Origin of the sequence: Alitiscatomonas sp. (assembly GCF_037242085.1) — a bacterium.
Taxonomy (GTDB): Bacteria; Bacillota; Clostridia; order Lachnospirales; family Lachnospiraceae; genus Alitiscatomonas; species Alitiscatomonas aceti.
Map to the genome: position 1 here is coordinate 1 of NZ_JAXXBR010000126.1, position 16,094 is coordinate 16,094.

Annotated in this window: 11 protein-coding genes and 1 pseudogene; 10 read left to right on the top strand and 2 right to left on the bottom strand. The window is 51.4% G+C overall.

All coding sequences use genetic code 11. The features are described 5' to 3' along the window. Window positions 1-194: 194 nt before the first annotated feature. On the bottom strand, window positions 195-1,790 hold the full coding sequence (locus WIH05_RS12665) for a Na+/H+ antiporter NhaC family protein (RefSeq protein WP_022274287.1): 1,596 nt from the start codon (window positions 1,788-1,790) through the stop codon (window positions 195-197). Window positions 1,791-2,116: 326 nt separating this feature from the next. Beyond that, window positions 2,117-3,847 carry a sigma 54-interacting transcriptional regulator gene (locus tag WIH05_RS12670; protein WP_022274288.1) on the bottom strand — a complete coding sequence of 577 codons (1,731 nt, stop codon included), beginning with the start codon at window positions 3,845-3,847 and terminating at the stop codon, window positions 2,117-2,119. A gap of 429 nt (window positions 3,848-4,276) precedes the next feature. Between WIH05_RS12670 and WIH05_RS12675 the strand changes: the two genes are divergently transcribed. The 10 genes and pseudogenes from WIH05_RS12675 to WIH05_RS12720 all read left to right on the top strand — a co-directional run bounded on the left by WIH05_RS12675 (window position 4,277) and on the right by WIH05_RS12720 (window position 16,091). Next, window positions 4,277-5,074, top strand: coding sequence for an SDR family NAD(P)-dependent oxidoreductase (locus WIH05_RS12675; RefSeq protein ID WP_215654403.1), 798 nt, complete (start codon window positions 4,277-4,279; stop codon window positions 5,072-5,074). 89 nt (window positions 5,075-5,163) lie between these two features. Beyond that, complete coding sequence (gene gcvPA / locus WIH05_RS12680) at window positions 5,164-6,555, top strand: aminomethyl-transferring glycine dehydrogenase subunit GcvPA (protein WP_337425467.1); 1,392 nt, start codon at window positions 5,164-5,166, stop codon at window positions 6,553-6,555. A 21-nt stretch (window positions 6,556-6,576) separates the two neighbouring features. After that, complete coding sequence (gene gcvPB / locus WIH05_RS12685; RefSeq protein ID WP_337425468.1) at window positions 6,577-8,136, top strand: aminomethyl-transferring glycine dehydrogenase subunit GcvPB; 1,560 nt, start codon at window positions 6,577-6,579, stop codon at window positions 8,134-8,136. Beyond that, window positions 8,136-9,311, top strand: coding sequence for an ATP-NAD kinase family protein (locus WIH05_RS12690; RefSeq protein WP_337425469.1), 1,176 nt, complete (start codon window positions 8,136-8,138; stop codon window positions 9,309-9,311). The genes gcvPB and WIH05_RS12690 overlap by 1 nt, the downstream gene beginning before the upstream one ends. 244 nt (window positions 9,312-9,555) lie before the next feature. After that, window positions 9,556-9,702 (top strand): annotated as a pseudogene (locus tag WIH05_RS12695) (YHYH domain-containing protein); the annotation flags it as partial. 408 nt (window positions 9,703-10,110) lie between these two features. After that, window positions 10,111-10,758: a hypothetical protein gene (locus WIH05_RS12700; protein ID WP_022274294.1), complete on the top strand. Its 648-nt coding sequence runs from the start codon at window positions 10,111-10,113 to the stop codon at window positions 10,756-10,758. Window positions 10,759-10,965: 207 nt separating this feature from the next. Beyond that, entirely contained in the window at window positions 10,966-11,160 is a 195-nt protein-coding gene (locus WIH05_RS12705) for a hypothetical protein (RefSeq protein WP_022274295.1), read from the top strand. A gap of 390 nt (window positions 11,161-11,550) precedes the next feature. Beyond that, the gene (locus WIH05_RS12710; protein WP_022274297.1) at window positions 11,551-13,314 is read left to right on the top strand and encodes a potassium-transporting ATPase subunit KdpA; all 1,764 of its coding nucleotides are present in this window, start codon (window positions 11,551-11,553) and stop codon (window positions 13,312-13,314) included. A gap of 66 nt (window positions 13,315-13,380) precedes the next feature. Beyond that, window positions 13,381-15,435 carry a potassium-transporting ATPase subunit KdpB gene (gene kdpB / locus WIH05_RS12715; RefSeq protein WP_022274298.1) on the top strand — a complete coding sequence of 685 codons (2,055 nt, stop codon included), beginning with the start codon at window positions 13,381-13,383 and terminating at the stop codon, window positions 15,433-15,435. Window positions 15,436-15,446: 11 nt separating this feature from the next. After that, window positions 15,447-16,091, top strand: coding sequence for a potassium-transporting ATPase subunit C (locus WIH05_RS12720; RefSeq protein WP_022274299.1), 645 nt, complete (start codon window positions 15,447-15,449; stop codon window positions 16,089-16,091). Window positions 16,092-16,094: the final 3 nt, after the last annotated feature.

Consider the following 16,094-nt stretch of genomic DNA (forward strand, 5'->3'; position numbering starts at 1 on the left):
AACAAGGACGGCGACTATGTGACAGAGGAATTCTTAAACTATGTGAAGCCGCTGATCCAGGGTGATGTGCCGCCGATCATGGTGGACGGAATCCCGAGACATCTGTATCACAACGATAAGTGGTAAAGAAAAAAGAACAGCCACACCTTAACTGGTGCAGCTGTTCTTTTTTATGTAGATGAGACAGGATCGTCTTATTTCTTATGGTCTTCAGTCATGAACTTTCTGTAATTGGGATCGATGTTGTACTTCTTCATGTAGTACTTATGAAGAACGATCTGTAAGAAGTACAGGGCAACGATACCGATCGGGATCAGCACGAACGGTGAGATTCTTGTGAAGCCGAAGATCACGTACAGGACTGCGATCACGGAGATAACGGTTACAGCATACGGAACCTGGGTTCCTACGTGTTCGATATGGTCAGCACCGGAGAAGATGGAGGCCATAACGGTGGTATCGGATACAGGTGAGCAGTGGTCGCCGAAGATAGCGCCGGAAACAACTGCGCCAGTCATACCGGTGGAGAATGTGATATCGCCGGTGATGGCGTATCCAAGCTGGATCGCAAGAGGAGTCATGATAGCCATGGTTCCCCAGGAAGTACCAGTTGCGAAAGCAACCAGACAGGAACATACAAGCACCAGTAACGGAAGGAGACCGGTGGGGATGTTCTCTCCTACATAAGTAGCTACGAAATCGCCAAGGCCCATGCTCTTTGTTACGGAGCCCAGGGACCATGCAAGAACGAGGATCGCACCTGTCATAGCCATCAGCTTGAAGCCGTCAACGATGGTAGTCATGGTCTCTTCAAAGGTCATGATCCTGGTAGCCAGTGCCAGCACGACACCAGTAACAGCCATACCGAAAGAGCCCCAGTACAGAGCCTTCTGTGCGTCGCAGGCGTCAAGGATCGCCATGATATCGGAGCCGGTACGGTCCGGATTGGTAAGACCAGTGTAAAGGATACCGGAGATGATGATAACGAATGCTACAACGATGGGAAGAACGAAGCACATAACCATAGGTTTGGTCTTTTTCGCTTCGCCAAGCTCGCTTCCAACGTCTAACATCGGTTTTGCAGTGGGGCTGGTGAACTGACCGGTGGTAAGAGCACGAACCTCAGCCTTTAACATGGGGCCGTAGTCTCTTCCTGTGTACATCATCATACCTACGAAGATCAGGGTGAAGATGGAGTACATATTGAAGGGAAGGCCGTTGATGTAGGCGCTTACAGGTGTGATGCCGGTGATCCCAGCCATGTCAAGACCCTGGCCGATCATACTGATCTGGTATGCGATCCAGTCAGAAATGAAGAATGCTGCGGCCGGAGCTGCGGTGGAGTCAAGAACATAGGAGAATTTCTCGGAAGAGATCCTGTAATCCTTACAGATGTCACGGAACACGTTTCCGTCAACGGCTGCAACCAGACAGTCATTTACGGAGCAGACCATACCAAGGCCCCAGGTTCCCAGACATACAGAACGTCTTTTTTTGAAACGTTTCTTGGCTGCTTCTGCCAGAGCGTAGCTGCCGCCCAATCTCCAGATAAAGGCAATACCGACGCCCATGAAGAGCGTGAAGAGGAGCAGAACAACGTTGTCTGCCATGTTTGTTGCCAGCGCATCCAGAGAATAGGACGCTGCTGCAAAGGGGTTCCAGTTGCTGATGACCAGAGCACCGGCGAAGAGTCCGGCAAACATGGAGATCAGTACCTGTTTGGTTGCGAAGCAAAGTCCGATTGCCACAACCGGGGGGATCAATGCCAAAATCCCATAGTTAGCTTCCATACAAATTCCTCCTTTTTAGCGGCTGTGCAGGAGGAGATTTTCCGGCTGCTCCTCCATGCATCTGCCATTTAACTTTGTTACTGTGTATTTAAGCAATTTCTGTGCCGAAAGCGCACAAAAACTATAAAAAATGTACAAAAAAACAAGGGAGACAAAGAGAATATTGATAGAAATGCCGCATTTTATAGGAAAAACAAATGTCTGTGGAAGAGGGATAAAAGAGCGGAGAGTTTTTTGAAGGGGACTGACAGAGGTTGACAGAAGTGATAGAATAGATATTATTTGCCATTTTAGTGCCAAAAAATTGACTGGGGTTGGAAATCCAGTCAATTTTTTGACAATTCTTTTTTGAGGCGGCTGATGCGGCGGTACAGGGTCCTGAGGCTGATGTGCAGCTCGTCGGCGATCCGTTTTTTTCCCTCCAGGGTATAGCCGTATTTGTCAAAGAGCTCCAGAAGCTCCTGGTCCCTGGAATCCTGGGAGGCGGGGAAGGGGGAGACGGGCGGCAGGGAGGAGATCCTTTCTCCGTGCATGGTTTCCGGCAGATCTCCCGGCATCAAAACGTCGGTCTCGCAGAGGTTGGCGGCGTATTCGATCACGTTCTGGAGCTGGCGCACGTTTCCGGGCCACTCATAGTCCAGAAGAAGCTGCCGGGCCTCTGGAGAGATGGAGGATAAGGAGGTATCCATTTTAAGCTTCAGCTTCTTAATATAGTTTTCCGAGATGGGGATGATATCGTCCCGTCTGGTACGCAGGGGAGGAAGCTTCAGATTGATCACGTTGATCCGGTAATAGAGGTCTCCCCGGAACGTTTTTTCCGTCACCATTTCCCCCAGGTCCCGGTTGGTGGCTGCGATGACCCGGATGTCCAGATGGATCTTCTTATTGGAGCCCACCCGCTCCAGCTCATATTCCTGGAGGATCCGGAGGAGCTTTGGCTGGGCAAAGAGCGGCATTTCCCCGATCTCATCCAAAAACAGGGTTCCGCCCTGGGCCATCTCGATCTTTCCGATCTTTCCGCCCTTTTTCGCTCCGGTGAAGGAACCCTCCTCATAGCCAAACAGTTCACTTTCAAACAGATTGTCCGGGATACTGGAGCAGTTGATGGCCACAAAGGGGTATTTGCTCCGGCGGCTCTGCTCGTGGATGGCTCTGGCGATCAGCTCTTTTCCAGTGCCGGTCTCCCCGGTGATCAGCACCGGAGTGGGACTGTCGGCGATCCGACGGATCATCCTCTGGACCTCGGAAATGGCCGGGCTGGTGCCGATGATCCCTTCAAAATAGCTGGTGTCCTTGGAAAGCGCCCGGAGCTGGTCGGAGATCCGGATATAGAAACCGGTGACCTGGCCGTTGATCTTTACGGCTCTGGTGGAGATCTTGGTGGCCATGCCGCTGATGGTCACACTCTTTTCAAACAGGTCGTTGCCCTCCATGATCCGCTTTACGACGGAATTGGGGAAGATCTGCCAAAGGGATGCGGAGGTCAGTTCGCAGACCTTTAAAAGATCCTCGGCCAGCTGGTTATATTGAAGGATCACACCGTGGGCGTCAGTTAAGAGCAGCGGCTGATCACAGAGCTCCATAACCGGCAGGATGCTGGCATCCAGATTGGCCGGACTCTGTCCGTTTGTCATAGTCTCCAGCTGGTTGCCGAAGAGATTTGCCATTTCTGTGATGGCGTTCAGGTAAACGGCATCATTTTCGGTGATCCGTTTTTGACCTTCCTTAGTAAAGGAGGTGAAGGCCAGAACGCCTGCCACCTCGGTTCCTGCGTGGATGCAGCACAGGATCTCAATGGTGGAAGGGCAGTGGTCCCGGAACCGGCAGCCGATGCAGGAGGCCATTTCTCCGGGAGTATTGATTAAGATGCTTCCGTTTTCGATCACCTCCTGGAGGGAGGGAGTATGGACGGAGCGTCCTTTTTTCTTCGAGTAGGTAGGCGTACAGTAGAACAACTGGCAGCTGCCGTCAAAAATTGCCATTTCCAGCCGCAGGGAATTGCTGACGGCGGTGATAAAACGTTCAATGAACGGGCGGATCACTTCCAGGTTTGTCATAAGACAGACTCCTTTCCCAAAGGTCAGTGGAGAGAGTTCGTCGAAAATCTTTATAAATTATACCATGGAACCAGGGAAAAAACAAATACAAATGGCAAAAATGGCACAAGTTGACATCGAATGACATGATAGTGACAGGTGACATCGAAGAGACGTGATGGGATGACAATTTTCTTTGTGTCAATGACAGGCAGAGACAGATTGACAAACAGACCAGATAGAAAAAATCCCTGTAAATGCAGGGGACTATTGAGAAAACAAATAAAACAGGACGGAGATTTGAAAAGTTGGCATGGGAATTGCTTTTATAAAAGGGCAGTACAAAAAGGTCAGTACAGTCGGAAGTCATCGGTCTGGTCCTGGTGCCGGACGGATAAATGAAATGGAAACTTATTGTAACATCCAAATATCAATTTAGGAGGAAAATGTATGTTAGTTAAGAAAGATCCCTTAAATCTCACAGGAAAAGTTGCAGTCATCACCGGAGGCAGCTCCGGAATCGGTCTTGGCGTATGCGAATTATTATCCGCTTACGGCGCAAAGATCGCTATGGTAGATATCAGCCCCAAGGGTGAGGAGAAGGCGCAGGAGTTAAGAGACGCAGGCCGTGACGCTGCCTTCTTCCAGTGCGACGTTACCAACGAGGAGCAGGTTAAGGCTACGGTGGACGCCATCGTTGCAAAATTCGGAAAGATCGATATCTTACATAACAACGCAGGCGTTACTGTAAGAAAGAAAATGGCTGACTTATCTGAGAAGGAATGGGATTTCGTTCTGGATGTAGGTCTTAAGGGCTTATTCCTCTTCTCCAAATATGTAATTCCGGTAATGGAAGCCAACGGCGGCGGAAGCATCGTAAACACTGGCTCCGGCTGGGGCTTAAAGGGCGGCGACCTGGCAGCTGCATACTGTGCAGTTAAGGGCGGTATCGTAAACGTAACAAGAGCTATGGCCATCGACTACGGCCCAATGAACATCCGTGTAAACAGCATCAACCCGGGCGATACCGATACTGCAATGCTTCGTGATGAAGGAAGACAGACCGGTATGGTTGAAAAGGGCGACGCTAAGATGGATGATTACCTGAAAGACTGCGGAACCAGCAGACCGCTTGCAAGAATCGGTATGCCGGAAGATATCGCCAACGGCGTTCTGTTCCTGTGCAGCGACCTGGCAAGCTGGGTAACAGGCGCAGCCTTAGTTGTAGACGGCGGCGGAATCGCTTAATCGTTTAAAACGGATATCAGCCGGGAGCCGGTGCTCCGGTTCCCGGATTCAAACAATTAATTTCACCATTTTTAGGAGGAAAGTGACTCATGAGAGGATTTGAAAGCCATCCTTACATACCGAACTCTGTACCGGACGTCCAGGCAGAAATGCTGAAGGAAATCGGAATGGGTTCTTTAGAAGAGCTCCACAAAAACGTTCCGGAGCTGTTAAAATTAAAAGAAGAGATGAACCTGCCGGAGGCATTTGGTTCTGAGTATGAATTAAGAAGACACGTAGAGCGTCTCCTTTCCAAGGATACAGACTGCAAAAAGAACTTAAACTTCCTGGGCGCAGGCTGCTGGCAGCACTATGTTCCGGCGATCTGTGACGAGATCAACGGAAAGGGCGAGTTCCTGACCGCTTACGGCGGAGAGCCCTACAATGATGAAGGCCGTTTCCAGGCATTATTCGAGTACGAGAGCATGGTAGCTGAGCTGGTTGACATGGACGTTGTAAACGTTCCGACCATGGACTGGGCACAGGCTGCCGCTACAACTGCACGTATGGCACAGCGTATCACTGGCCGCAGCACTCTCCTTGTACCGGAGTACATGGACGCAGAGAAAAAGAAAGTAATTGAAAACTACGCAGAATGCTGCTTAAAGATGGTAAGTGTAAAATGCGACTGCATGGGACACTTAGATCTGGAGGACTTAAAGTCCAAGATCAATGAAGATACCATCGGCGTATACTTTGAGAACCCGGGCTATCTGGGCGTAATCGAGCCCAATGGCCAGAAAATATCTGATATGGTACATGAAGCAGGAGGACTGAGCCTGGTTGGCGTGGATCCGATCTCTCTTGGCGTACTGGCAACACCACCCTCCTATGGTGCTGACATCGTGTGCGGAGATTTACAGCCCCTCGGAATCCACATGTATTACGGTGGAGGCCAGTCCGGCTTCATGGCGACCAGAGACGAAGAGAAATTCGTAATGGAGTTCCCGTCCCGTCTGTTTGGTCTTGCTCCCACATCCAAGCCGGGTGAGTACGGCTTCGGTGACGTAGCTTACGACAGAACTTCCTTCGGTCATCACAGAGAGCATGGTAAGGAGTATGTAGGAACCCAGTCCGCTCTCTGGGGCATCACAGCAGGCGTATACCTGGCTACCATGGGACCGCAGGGAATGGCTGAGGTTGGCAGGAAGATCATGGCCAACGCCCAGTACGCAGTTAAGAAATTAAATGAGGTTCCGGGCGTGAAAGCCAATGCATTCGGTTCCGCATTCTTCAAAGAGTTCGTTGTTGACTTCAACGGCACAGGAAAGACCGTTGCAGACATCAACAAGGCATTACTTGAAAAGGGCATCTTCGGTGGAAAAGACCTTTCCGCAGAGTTTGCAAACCTGGGCCAGTCCGCACTTTACTGTGTAACTGAGATCCACACCAAGGAAGATATTGATACTTTAGCGGCAGCCCTCAAAGAAGTGCTCCAGTAAGCTGCAGAAAGGAATGATATTGTGAAAAGAATAGACAGATCTTCTAAAGTAAGAACAGGCTTCCACCAGGCAAAGTGGGATGAGCCGATCATTTATGAACTGAGCACTCCCGGCGAGCGCGGTATCCTTGTGGGACAGCCGGAGAAGGCCGTTGCAGAGGAAGTGGAAGGCGAGGCAGCCATCCCCGCAGGAATGGCAAGAAATACAAAATTAAATCTTCCGGAAATGTCTCAGGCTGCTGTATTACGCCATTATTCCAGACTGGCACAGCAGACACTGGGCGCCGATGTAAATATCGAGATCGGCCAGGGTACATGTACCGTTAAGTACAGCCCCAAGGTAAACGATCAGCTGGCAAACCTGGTACGTGAGTACCATCCGCTCCAGGATGAGAGCACCGTACAGGGTATGCTCCAGATCTTCCATGAAACAGACAAATATATGTGTGAGATCTCCGGTATGGACCGTTTCTCCTTCCAGCCCAGCGGCGGCTCCCAGGGTATCATGACCATGGCTTCCCTGATCCGCGCTTACTTCAAGGATAAGGGCGAGGACCGTGACGAGATCATCACGACCATTTACTCCCATCCGTCCGATGCAGCAGCTCCTCACGTTGCAGGCTTTAAGATCATCTTCTTACAGCCGGATCCCAAGACCGGTGTGCCGGATCTTGAGCAGTTAAAGGCAGTTGCTGGTCCGAAGACAGCTGGATACATCGTTGCAAACCCGGAGGATACCGGTGTTTACAACAGCCATGTAAAAGAATTCGTGGATTACATCCACTCCATCGGCGGCCTCTGCGCTTATGACCAGGCTAACGCCAACGGTCTTCTGGGCGTTACAAGAGCCAGAGATGCAGGCTTTGATATGTGCTTCTTTAACCTGCACAAGACCTTCTCCACACCTCACGGCTGCGGCGGCCCGGCCTGCGGCGCTACCGGCGTACAGAAGGATCTGGTGAAGTATCTTCCGGCTCCCCTTGTGGGCTTTGACGGCCAGAAATACTTCTTCGATTATGAGACACCCAGCAATGCGTGTGCAGTTGGCAAGGTAAGAGAGTGGTACGGCGTTGCCCAGGTCGTATTAAAGGCATACTGCTGGATCCGTTCCTTAGGCCCCAACGGACTGTATCAGGTTGCTAAGACCGCAGTTCTCAACAACAACTACTTATTTAAGAAGTTAATGGAGCTTCCGGAGGTTTCCGCTTACTACGAGGACGGACACAACCAGAGGATCGAGCAGGCTCGTTACTCCTTAGAGAACCTGGAGAAGGAGACCGGCATCGGCACTCTTGATATCCAGAGAAGAATGATGGACTTCGGTATGCATTACTGGACCTCCCACCATCCGTTCTATCTGCCTGAGCCCATGACCTTAGAGCCCACAGAGACTCCGTCCAAGAAGGATATCGACGAGTACATCGAGACCTTAAAGTATGTATTCAAAGAGGCTCATGAGGATCCCGAGACCATTAAGACCGCTCCGCACAGAAGCGTTACCCACCAGGTTGACGAGTCTGAAATGGACGATCCGGCAAAGTGGGTTCTGAGCTGGAAGACTTACTTAAAGAAGTGCGAATAATGAAAAAAATTGGACTGATCATAAATCCGATCGCCGGAATGGGCGGAAGTGTCGGATTGAAAGGTACTGACAACACCGCGGCGGAAGCTTTTCGCCGCGGTGCTGTTCCAAGGGCCGGTGATCGGGCGAAGGCTGCCCTTTCGGAGCTCCTGCCGGTGAAGGAGGAGATCCTTGTATACACATGCCCGGGAGCCATGGGCGGAGATACAGCAGAAGAAATGGGATTTCAGACGGTGCTGCGGCCAGGTACGGCTGCCGCTGGGGCCGGAATGGAGTCTGATGGCGCTTCAATGGATGCGGGAGCGCTGCCGGAGTCACTTTCCGCCACATCGGCAGAGGACACCAGGAAGCTGGCAGAATGGTTTCTTTCGGAAAAGGTGGATCTGATCCTCTTTGCCGGAGGCGACGGTACTGCCCGGGATGTGTACCAGGCCGTGGAGCTGGTTTCCCCCTGTGTGGGGATCCCTGCCGGAGTGAAGATCCATTCTCCGGTCTATGCGAAAAATCCTAGAGCAGCAGGCCGTCTGGCGCTTTTATGGCTGACGGGAAAGCTCTCCATGACCCAGGAGGAGGAAGTCCTGGACATCGACGAGGAGCAGTACCGGAAGGAACATATCAATACTCGTCTGTACGGGTATTTAAGGGTTCCCAAGGAACGGACCCTGACCCAGAACAAAAAGGCCCCGTCCCCCTTATCGGATGCGGCGGCCATGGAATCTATTGCTTATGAAGCCATCCGACAGATGGAACCGGATACCTATTATATCATTGGGGCCGGAACCACTACCCGGGGGATCATGGAGGTTCTGGGGCTTAAGAACACGCTGATCGGCGTGGATCTGATCCGGAATAAGGAGCTGGTGGCCAACGATCTCGGCGGTAAAGAGCTTCTTTCCTATATAAAGGGGAAGAGGGCAAAGATGATCGTAACCATCACCGGCGGCCAGGGATACCTCTTTGGCCGTGGAAACCAGCAGCTGACGCCGGATGTGATCCGGGAAGTGGGAAAAGAAAATATCATCATTCTGGCCACAAAAACAAAGCTGGCTTCCCTTTCCGGAAGACCGCTTCTGGTGGATACCTATGATGAGGAATTGAACCGTTCCCTGTGCGGATATTATAAAGCGATCTCCGCCTACGGGGAGGCCACCGTATGTAAGGTGGCAGAGGAATAAGAGAAAAAGCCGTCTCTGCGGAGGCCCCTGGGGGCCGTCCGGGAGGCGGTTTTTGGCGTGGGGCTTTGAGAGCGTGTCGGCATATGACGCTTGATATTAAGCTGGGACAGAGCTATCATAAAGAGAGAAAAAGCTCTGTATATAAAAAGGAGGACTAGAGATGAAAAAGAGAAAAACAGCAGCATTTTTAGCGGCCTTGATGATCTGCGCCTGGGTTCCCCAGGCAGTTCCGGGAGACTTCGGCGTTCTTGTGGCCGAGGCCCACAGCGGCCGTACAGACCGGTACGGCGGCCACCGGGACAATAAAAATAAGAGCGGACTGGGCAGCTACCACTATCACTGCGGTGGCCATCCGGCCCATCTGCACGAAAACGGCGTCTGCCCCTATGCATCCTATGTGGAGGAGGCTACTCCAGCGGTTTCCCCAGAGGAGACGGCTGCGGAGGCGCCGGAGAATCTTTACATGGTCTTTGATCCCATCTACTACGCGGATCACAACCCGGACCTTTACGAGGCCTTTGGATAAGATACAGACCAGCTCCAGGAGCACTTCCTCACCTGCGGCATGAAGGAAGGCCGGCCCGGCTGCGCGGATTTCAATGTGGCAGTATATAAGGAACAGAATGCAGACCTGGCGGCGGCCTATGGAGATGATCTGGCGGCCTACTATACCCATTATATGGGCTGCGGCCACGGCGAGGGGCGCGCCTGCCATTAAGGAGGGGAAGAAATATCCGCTTCTGTTCTGGTCCAGGATCTTGGGGAGCTTTTATGCGAGAGGGATTCTGTCCAAGATCTTATGCTGGTGGTGGACCGCCGGGGGCTGGATGATATCACGGTCATGACCAGCCAGGAGGAAAGAGAGCGGATCCTGGACGAACTGTATGCGGCGGACCTCAGTGGATTTGAGAGCGCCAGCCCCAGGGAGGCGGGGGGAATCGTGGAAAAGTATAAAATCCAGACCGATGAAATGGAGGTTTCTCTTTCCATTTATCAGGACATGACTGGAAATTATCAGTATATCACGATTGCTGGCCCGGACAGACGCCCCATATCTGAGATCAAGGGGCCTGCGGGAGCATTCGATTTTCCCAGGCTGGGGAAACTGGCGGCTGAGGTAAGGACAAATACAGAGGATCAGCTGTATTCGGGAACTGCTTCTGTTCCAGAGTCTGGATATGAAACAAAAATGAACAAGCTGGCCTGTGGGTATGCCCTGTATTTTTTTGAGATGGCGCTGAGGGAAGAGGCAATGGAAGCCCCTGGTGAAGGAGAAATCTTTGATGTCCAGATAAAAATAGGAGAGATGGTTTATCAGCTGCAAAGCGATACGGGATATTTTTCCAGAACAGACAGCCAGGGGACCAGCTATGGGAAATTGACGGAGGACGCCCTTCTGGTCGTTCTCACTGAAGCACAGGTTGGACACAGTCTGAAGGAGCCGTGATATTCCATGACGGGAAAATGGCTGTGGGGTAAAACATAAAAACGCAGCAGATACTATGGGCCGTCTCCGGTGATATGCCGGAGGCGGCCTTTTTTGCACCGTTTGCATAAAAACCGTTTCTTCATTCATTTTTAATGACACATCTGGAATCTTCACCCCATTTTAAAATCCCCTGTGGTATGGTTATAGCCGTAAGGAGGGATCGTTATGACAGCGATTTTAAGAGCCTTCCGGGAGGCGGAAGAGCGCTTCGACCGCAGGGCGGAGTATTTTGCATCGCATCATCCGGTCATGGCCTTCTGGACCATGTTTGTTGGGATACCATTGTTTATCCTTATGACCGTATCGGCGAGTACACTGGTCCTGACGCTGCCCTTTGCCATGGTATTTGGCTGGTATTAATAAAACTTTAATACCGGAGGATGACTGTTAATCCTGTTTTAAGGCCAATGGTGATAGAATGCTTCATGCAAAGGAGGAAGGAGCTATGATGGATGCTGTAATGCTTGCAGCGCTTATATTTTGTTTCGGGCTGGTAAAGCTGTTTGCAGATTTCTGCGAAGGCCAGGTGGACCGGTAAGGAGAAACGGCGCAGAGGTCCCGATGTGGGACGGAAGAGAATATGACAGAAAAGAACGGGAGGAGGCGTGGATATGGCAGGATTGGGCGTGCTGGTCGCAGCGCTGGGAGTTTACCTGGTGTATGCACTGATTAATCCGGAAAAACTATAAAAGGCTGCGGCCACAGAGGTCCTGATGGGCGCAGAAGTGAAAAAGGCAGGAGGAAAGAAATATGTTGCAGATCATGCTGACGCTGACGGCATTTATGGTTCTGGTGATTCCTATGGGACACTATTTATACCATATCGCCGTTGGGCAGAAAACATTCGCAGACCCGGTCTTTGATCCGGTGGACCGTTTGATCTATAAGCTTTGCGGTCTGAAGGGAGAGGATATGGGGTGGAAAAAATACGGTCTCTCCCTTTTAATGGCCAATGCGGTCATGGTACTGATCGGATATGCGGTCCTGCGGCTCCAGGGAATATTATTTTTTAACCCCAATGGCATTGGAGCTATGGAGGAGAGCCTGAGCTTCAATACGATCATAAGCTTTATGACCAATACAAACCTCCAGCATTATTCTGGTGAGAGCGGTCTGTCTTATGGATCCCAGATGGGGGTCATTATCTTTATGATGTTTACCTCGGCAGCCAGTGGCTATGCAGCCTGCATGGCGTTTTGCCGGGGGCTGGCTGGGAGACAGCTTGGGAATTTTTATACAGATATGGTGCGGATCACCACCCGGGTGCTGGTTCCAGCGGCTTTTTTGGTGGGACTGTTCCTGGTAAGCCAGGGAACGCCGCAGACAATGATCGGAAATCTTACGGTGAAAACTGTGGAGGGTTCATATCAGGATATTGCCCTGGGGCCGGTGGCTGCCCTGGAGTCCATCAAGCACCTGGGCACCAACGGAGGCGGCTTTTTTGGAGCCAACTCTGCTACGCCTTTTGAGAATCCCACGGTTCTCTCCAATATGGCAGAAATGCTTTCTATGATGCTTCTTCCTGGCGCGTGTGTCGTGACCTTTGGACTGATGCTTCACGACAGGAAACAGGCTGCGGGCAGGGAAACTGTCAGGAGGGAAAGGGAAGAGCAGCTGGCTGGATCGGCCACAGACAGAAAAAAGTGCAGGGCCATGATAGGAGGCCAGGGAGCGGCTGTATTCGGCGCGATGACCGTGATTTTTCTGGTGGGACTTTCTATTTGCTTTTTTTCAGAAAGGGCAGGAAACCCGGTGATCGCCCAGATGGGCATCGATCAGTCGGCTGGCAGCATGGAGGGAAAGGAAGTTCGGTTCGGGATTCCCCAGTCGTCCCTGTTTACGACGGTCACGACCTCCTTTACTACCGGTACGGTCAACAATATGCATGATACCCTAACGCCATTGGGCGGTATGGTGCCCATGCTCCACATGATGCTGAACTGCGTATTCGGCGGTAAGGGCGTGGGATTGATGAATATGGTCATGTATGTGATCCTGGCTGTTTTCATCTGTGGCCTTATGGTCGGACGGACTCCGGAATATTTAAACAAGAAGATCGAGGGGAAGGAAATGAAGCTTGTGGCCATGGTGCTTCTGATACATCCGCTTCTGATCCTGGGCTTTTCTGCACTTGCCGTATCTATGCAGGCAGGACTGGACGGGATCACGAACCCGGGCTTCCACGGTTTAAGCCAGGTGCTCTATGAGTATTCATCTTCGGCAGCCAACAATGGTTCTGGCTTTGAGGGACTGGCAGATAACAGCCTGTTCTGGAACATGACCACAGGTCTTGCCATGTTTTTCGGCCGGTACCTGGCGATCATTGCACAGCTGGCGATCGCAGGCTCCCTTCTTGGAAAGCGGAGGATCAATGAGTCCGCAGGCACCCTTCGCACGGATACGGTCACCTTTATGGTCGTTCTTATATTTATCGTATATATATTTGCCGCGCTGACCTTCTTCCCAGCCCTGGCTCTGGGCCCCATTGCGGAGCATTTGTCCTTATGGCTGTAAGGCAGGCGGCGTTTATGAATTTCCGGCCAGAGCCGGAAGGGAATAAAATGACGAGGAGAGAACAGCATGTCAAAGAAAAACAGTACAAAATTTGTCACACGGGATATTCTGAAGTCCTCCCTGGAGGGGGCCTTCCAGAAACTGGATCCCAGATATATGATAAAGAATCCGGTGATGTTCGTGGTGGAGGCGGGATGCCTTGTGACCCTTCTTCTGACCGTTTTCCCGACCTTGTTTGGAGGAAAAACCGAATATCAGCTTTATAACGGAATTGTCACCGGAATTTTGTTCATCACAGTCCTGTTTGCTAATTTTGCCGAGTCAGTGGCAGAGGGACGGGGAAAAGCCCAGGCGGCTTCCTTGAAAAAAACAAAACAGGATACAAAGGCCAGACTCCTCCTTTCAGATGGCAGCGAAAAGATAGTCAGCGCCTCGGAACTAAAAAAGGGCGATCTGGTGCTGGTAAGGACCGGAGAAGTGATCCCCAATGACGGTGAGATCATGGAAGGAATCGCCTCTGTGGACGAATCTGCGATCACTGGTGAATCAGCCCCGGTCACCCGGGAGGCCGGAGGGGATTTTTCATCTGTGACAGGAGGGACCACAGTGGTTTCTGACTGGCTGAAGATCCGGATCCAGGCAGAGCCGGGCCAGTCCTTTCTGGATAAGATGATCTCCCTGGTGGAGGGGGCTTCCAGACAGAAAACACCCAACGAGATCGCTTTGAATACGCTGTTGATCGTTTTGACACTGATCTTTTTGATCGTGGTGGTGACGCTGTATCCCTTTGCCTCTTATCTGGGGGTGGATATCCCGGTTTCCTGGGCCATTGCCTTGATGGTATGCCTGATTCCCACAACCATTGGCGGTCTTCTTTCAGCCATTGGTATTGCGGGGATGGACCGTGTGACCAGGTTCAATGTTATTGCCATGTCTGGAAAGGCTGTTGAGGCCTGCGGGGACGTAGATACGATGATTCTTGATAAGACCGGGACGATTACTTTTGGAAACCGGCTGGCTGCCGAGTTTTATCCAGTAAAGGGGGCTTCCAGGGAAGAATTGATCCAGTTCAGCGTCATGAGTTCTCTGCTGGATCCGACGCCGGAGGGTAAATCCACGGTGGAATTGGGGAGGAAACAGGGATGTATTTTGGGTGCAGAAGTTCCAGCCGGGATGACATTTGTGGAATTTACGGCCCAAAGTAAAATGAGCGGCGTGAACATGGCGGACGGTACGATCGTACGGAAGGGAGCCTCCTCTGCGGTCCAGGCCATGGTAAAGGAAATGGGGGGCACGATTCCGGAAGATCTGGAGGAGATCGTGAACCGGGTATCCAATCTGGGAGGAACGCCTCTGGCAGTTGCTGTGGGAAAGCGGATCCTTGGAGTGATCTATCTAAAGGATACTGTAAAGCCGGGTCTGGTGGAACGATTCGCAAGACTTCGTGAGATCGGGATAAAGACCGTTATGTGTACTGGAGATAATCCTCTGACAGCGGCAACCATTGCCAGAGAGGCAGGTGTAGACGGCTTTATTGCTGAGTGTAAGCCGGAGGATAAAATTGCAGCGATCAAAAAGGAGCAGGCAGAGGGAAAGCTGGTGGCCATGACCGGAGACGGCACCAATGATGCTCCGGCTTTGGCCCAGGCAGATGTGGGACTGGCCATGAATTCTGGCACCCAGGCGGCCAAGGAGGCAGCCAATATGGTGGACCTGGACTCGGATCCCACGAAGATCCTGGAAGTGGTGGAGATCGGAAAACAGCTTTTGATCACCAGGGGTTCCCTGACGACCTTCAGCATCGCCAATGATATTGCCAAATACTTTGCCATTATACCGGCTATGTTCACCATGATCCTGCCCCAGATGCAGGTTTTAAATATCATGGATCTGGCGACCCCGGCCAGTGCCATTCTTTCGGCATTGATCTTCAATGCCATTATCATACCGGCGCTGATCCCCATTGCCATGCGGGGAGTCAGGTATAAGCCTATGAAGGCAGAAAAGCTGCTTCTTCGGAATATGGGGATCTACGGAGCGGGCGGTGTGATCGTTCCGTTCATCGGTATTAAACTCATTGACCTTGTGGTTGCGCCCATGCTGGCGATGATCGGTATGTAGGAGGAAAGCTCATGAGAACCTTTGGAAAAATGTTAAAAACAGCAGTGATTTTTTGTGCAGTTATGATGGGGCTCTGCTCCTTTCTGTATCCCATGGCTCTTACAGGGGTCAGCCAGCTAACGATGAAGGAAAAGGCAAACGGAAGCCTTATCAATAAGAATGGAGATCCGGTTTCCAGTGCCGAGGAGGCCGTGGGTTCTGAACTTTTAGGGCAGGCATTTACCGAGGATTATTATTTCCGCGGACGAGTCTCTTCTATAAATTATAACACGTATACGGAAGAGCAGAAGGAAAATGGTGAGTACGGAGGAGTTTCCTCTGGTAGCTTTAATTATGGAAACTCCAATCCGGATCTGAAAGTCCGGGTAAAGGAGGATCTGGAAGCTTTTCTTGAGTCCCATCCAGGAGTAAAGAAAGAGGAGATCCCATCAGACCTTCTGACGGCTTCCGGCTCTGGCCTGGATCCTCATATCAGTCCCGAGACTGCCAGGATCCAGATCGCAGCAGTGGCCCGGAATTCAGGCCTTTCTGAAGAAAAGGTGAAGGAGATCGTGGAGGGCAATACGGAACACAAGTTCCTGGGGATCTTTGGCGAGGAGCGTGTAAATGTGTTAAAGTGCAACCTGGAAGTGGCAAGGGCCATGGGGCTCATATAAATG

Bases quoted from the DNA above. Each gene is read 5' to 3' on its own strand.
- WIH05_RS12665 (WP_022274287.1), bottom strand. From the start codon at position 1,790: ATGGAAGCTAACTATGGGATTTTGGCATTGATCCCCCCGGTTGTGGCA.
- WIH05_RS12670 (WP_022274288.1), bottom strand. From the start codon at position 3,847: ATGACAAACCTGGAAGTGATCCGCCCGTTCATTGAACGTTTTATCACC.
- WIH05_RS12675 (WP_215654403.1), top strand. From the start codon at position 4,277: ATGTTAGTTAAGAAAGATCCCTTAAATCTCACAGGAAAAGTTGCAGTC.
- gcvPA (WP_337425467.1), top strand. From the start codon at position 5,164: ATGAGAGGATTTGAAAGCCATCCTTACATACCGAACTCTGTACCGGAC.
- WIH05_RS12690 (WP_337425469.1), top strand. From the start codon at position 8,136: ATGAAAAAAATTGGACTGATCATAAATCCGATCGCCGGAATGGGCGGA.
- WIH05_RS12700 (WP_022274294.1), top strand. From the start codon at position 10,111: ATGCTGGTGGTGGACCGCCGGGGGCTGGATGATATCACGGTCATGACC.
- WIH05_RS12705 (WP_022274295.1), top strand. From the start codon at position 10,966: ATGACAGCGATTTTAAGAGCCTTCCGGGAGGCGGAAGAGCGCTTCGAC.
- WIH05_RS12710 (WP_022274297.1), top strand. From the start codon at position 11,551: ATGTTGCAGATCATGCTGACGCTGACGGCATTTATGGTTCTGGTGATT.
- kdpB (WP_022274298.1), top strand. From the start codon at position 13,381: ATGTCAAAGAAAAACAGTACAAAATTTGTCACACGGGATATTCTGAAG.
- WIH05_RS12720 (WP_022274299.1), top strand. From the start codon at position 15,447: ATGAGAACCTTTGGAAAAATGTTAAAAACAGCAGTGATTTTTTGTGCA.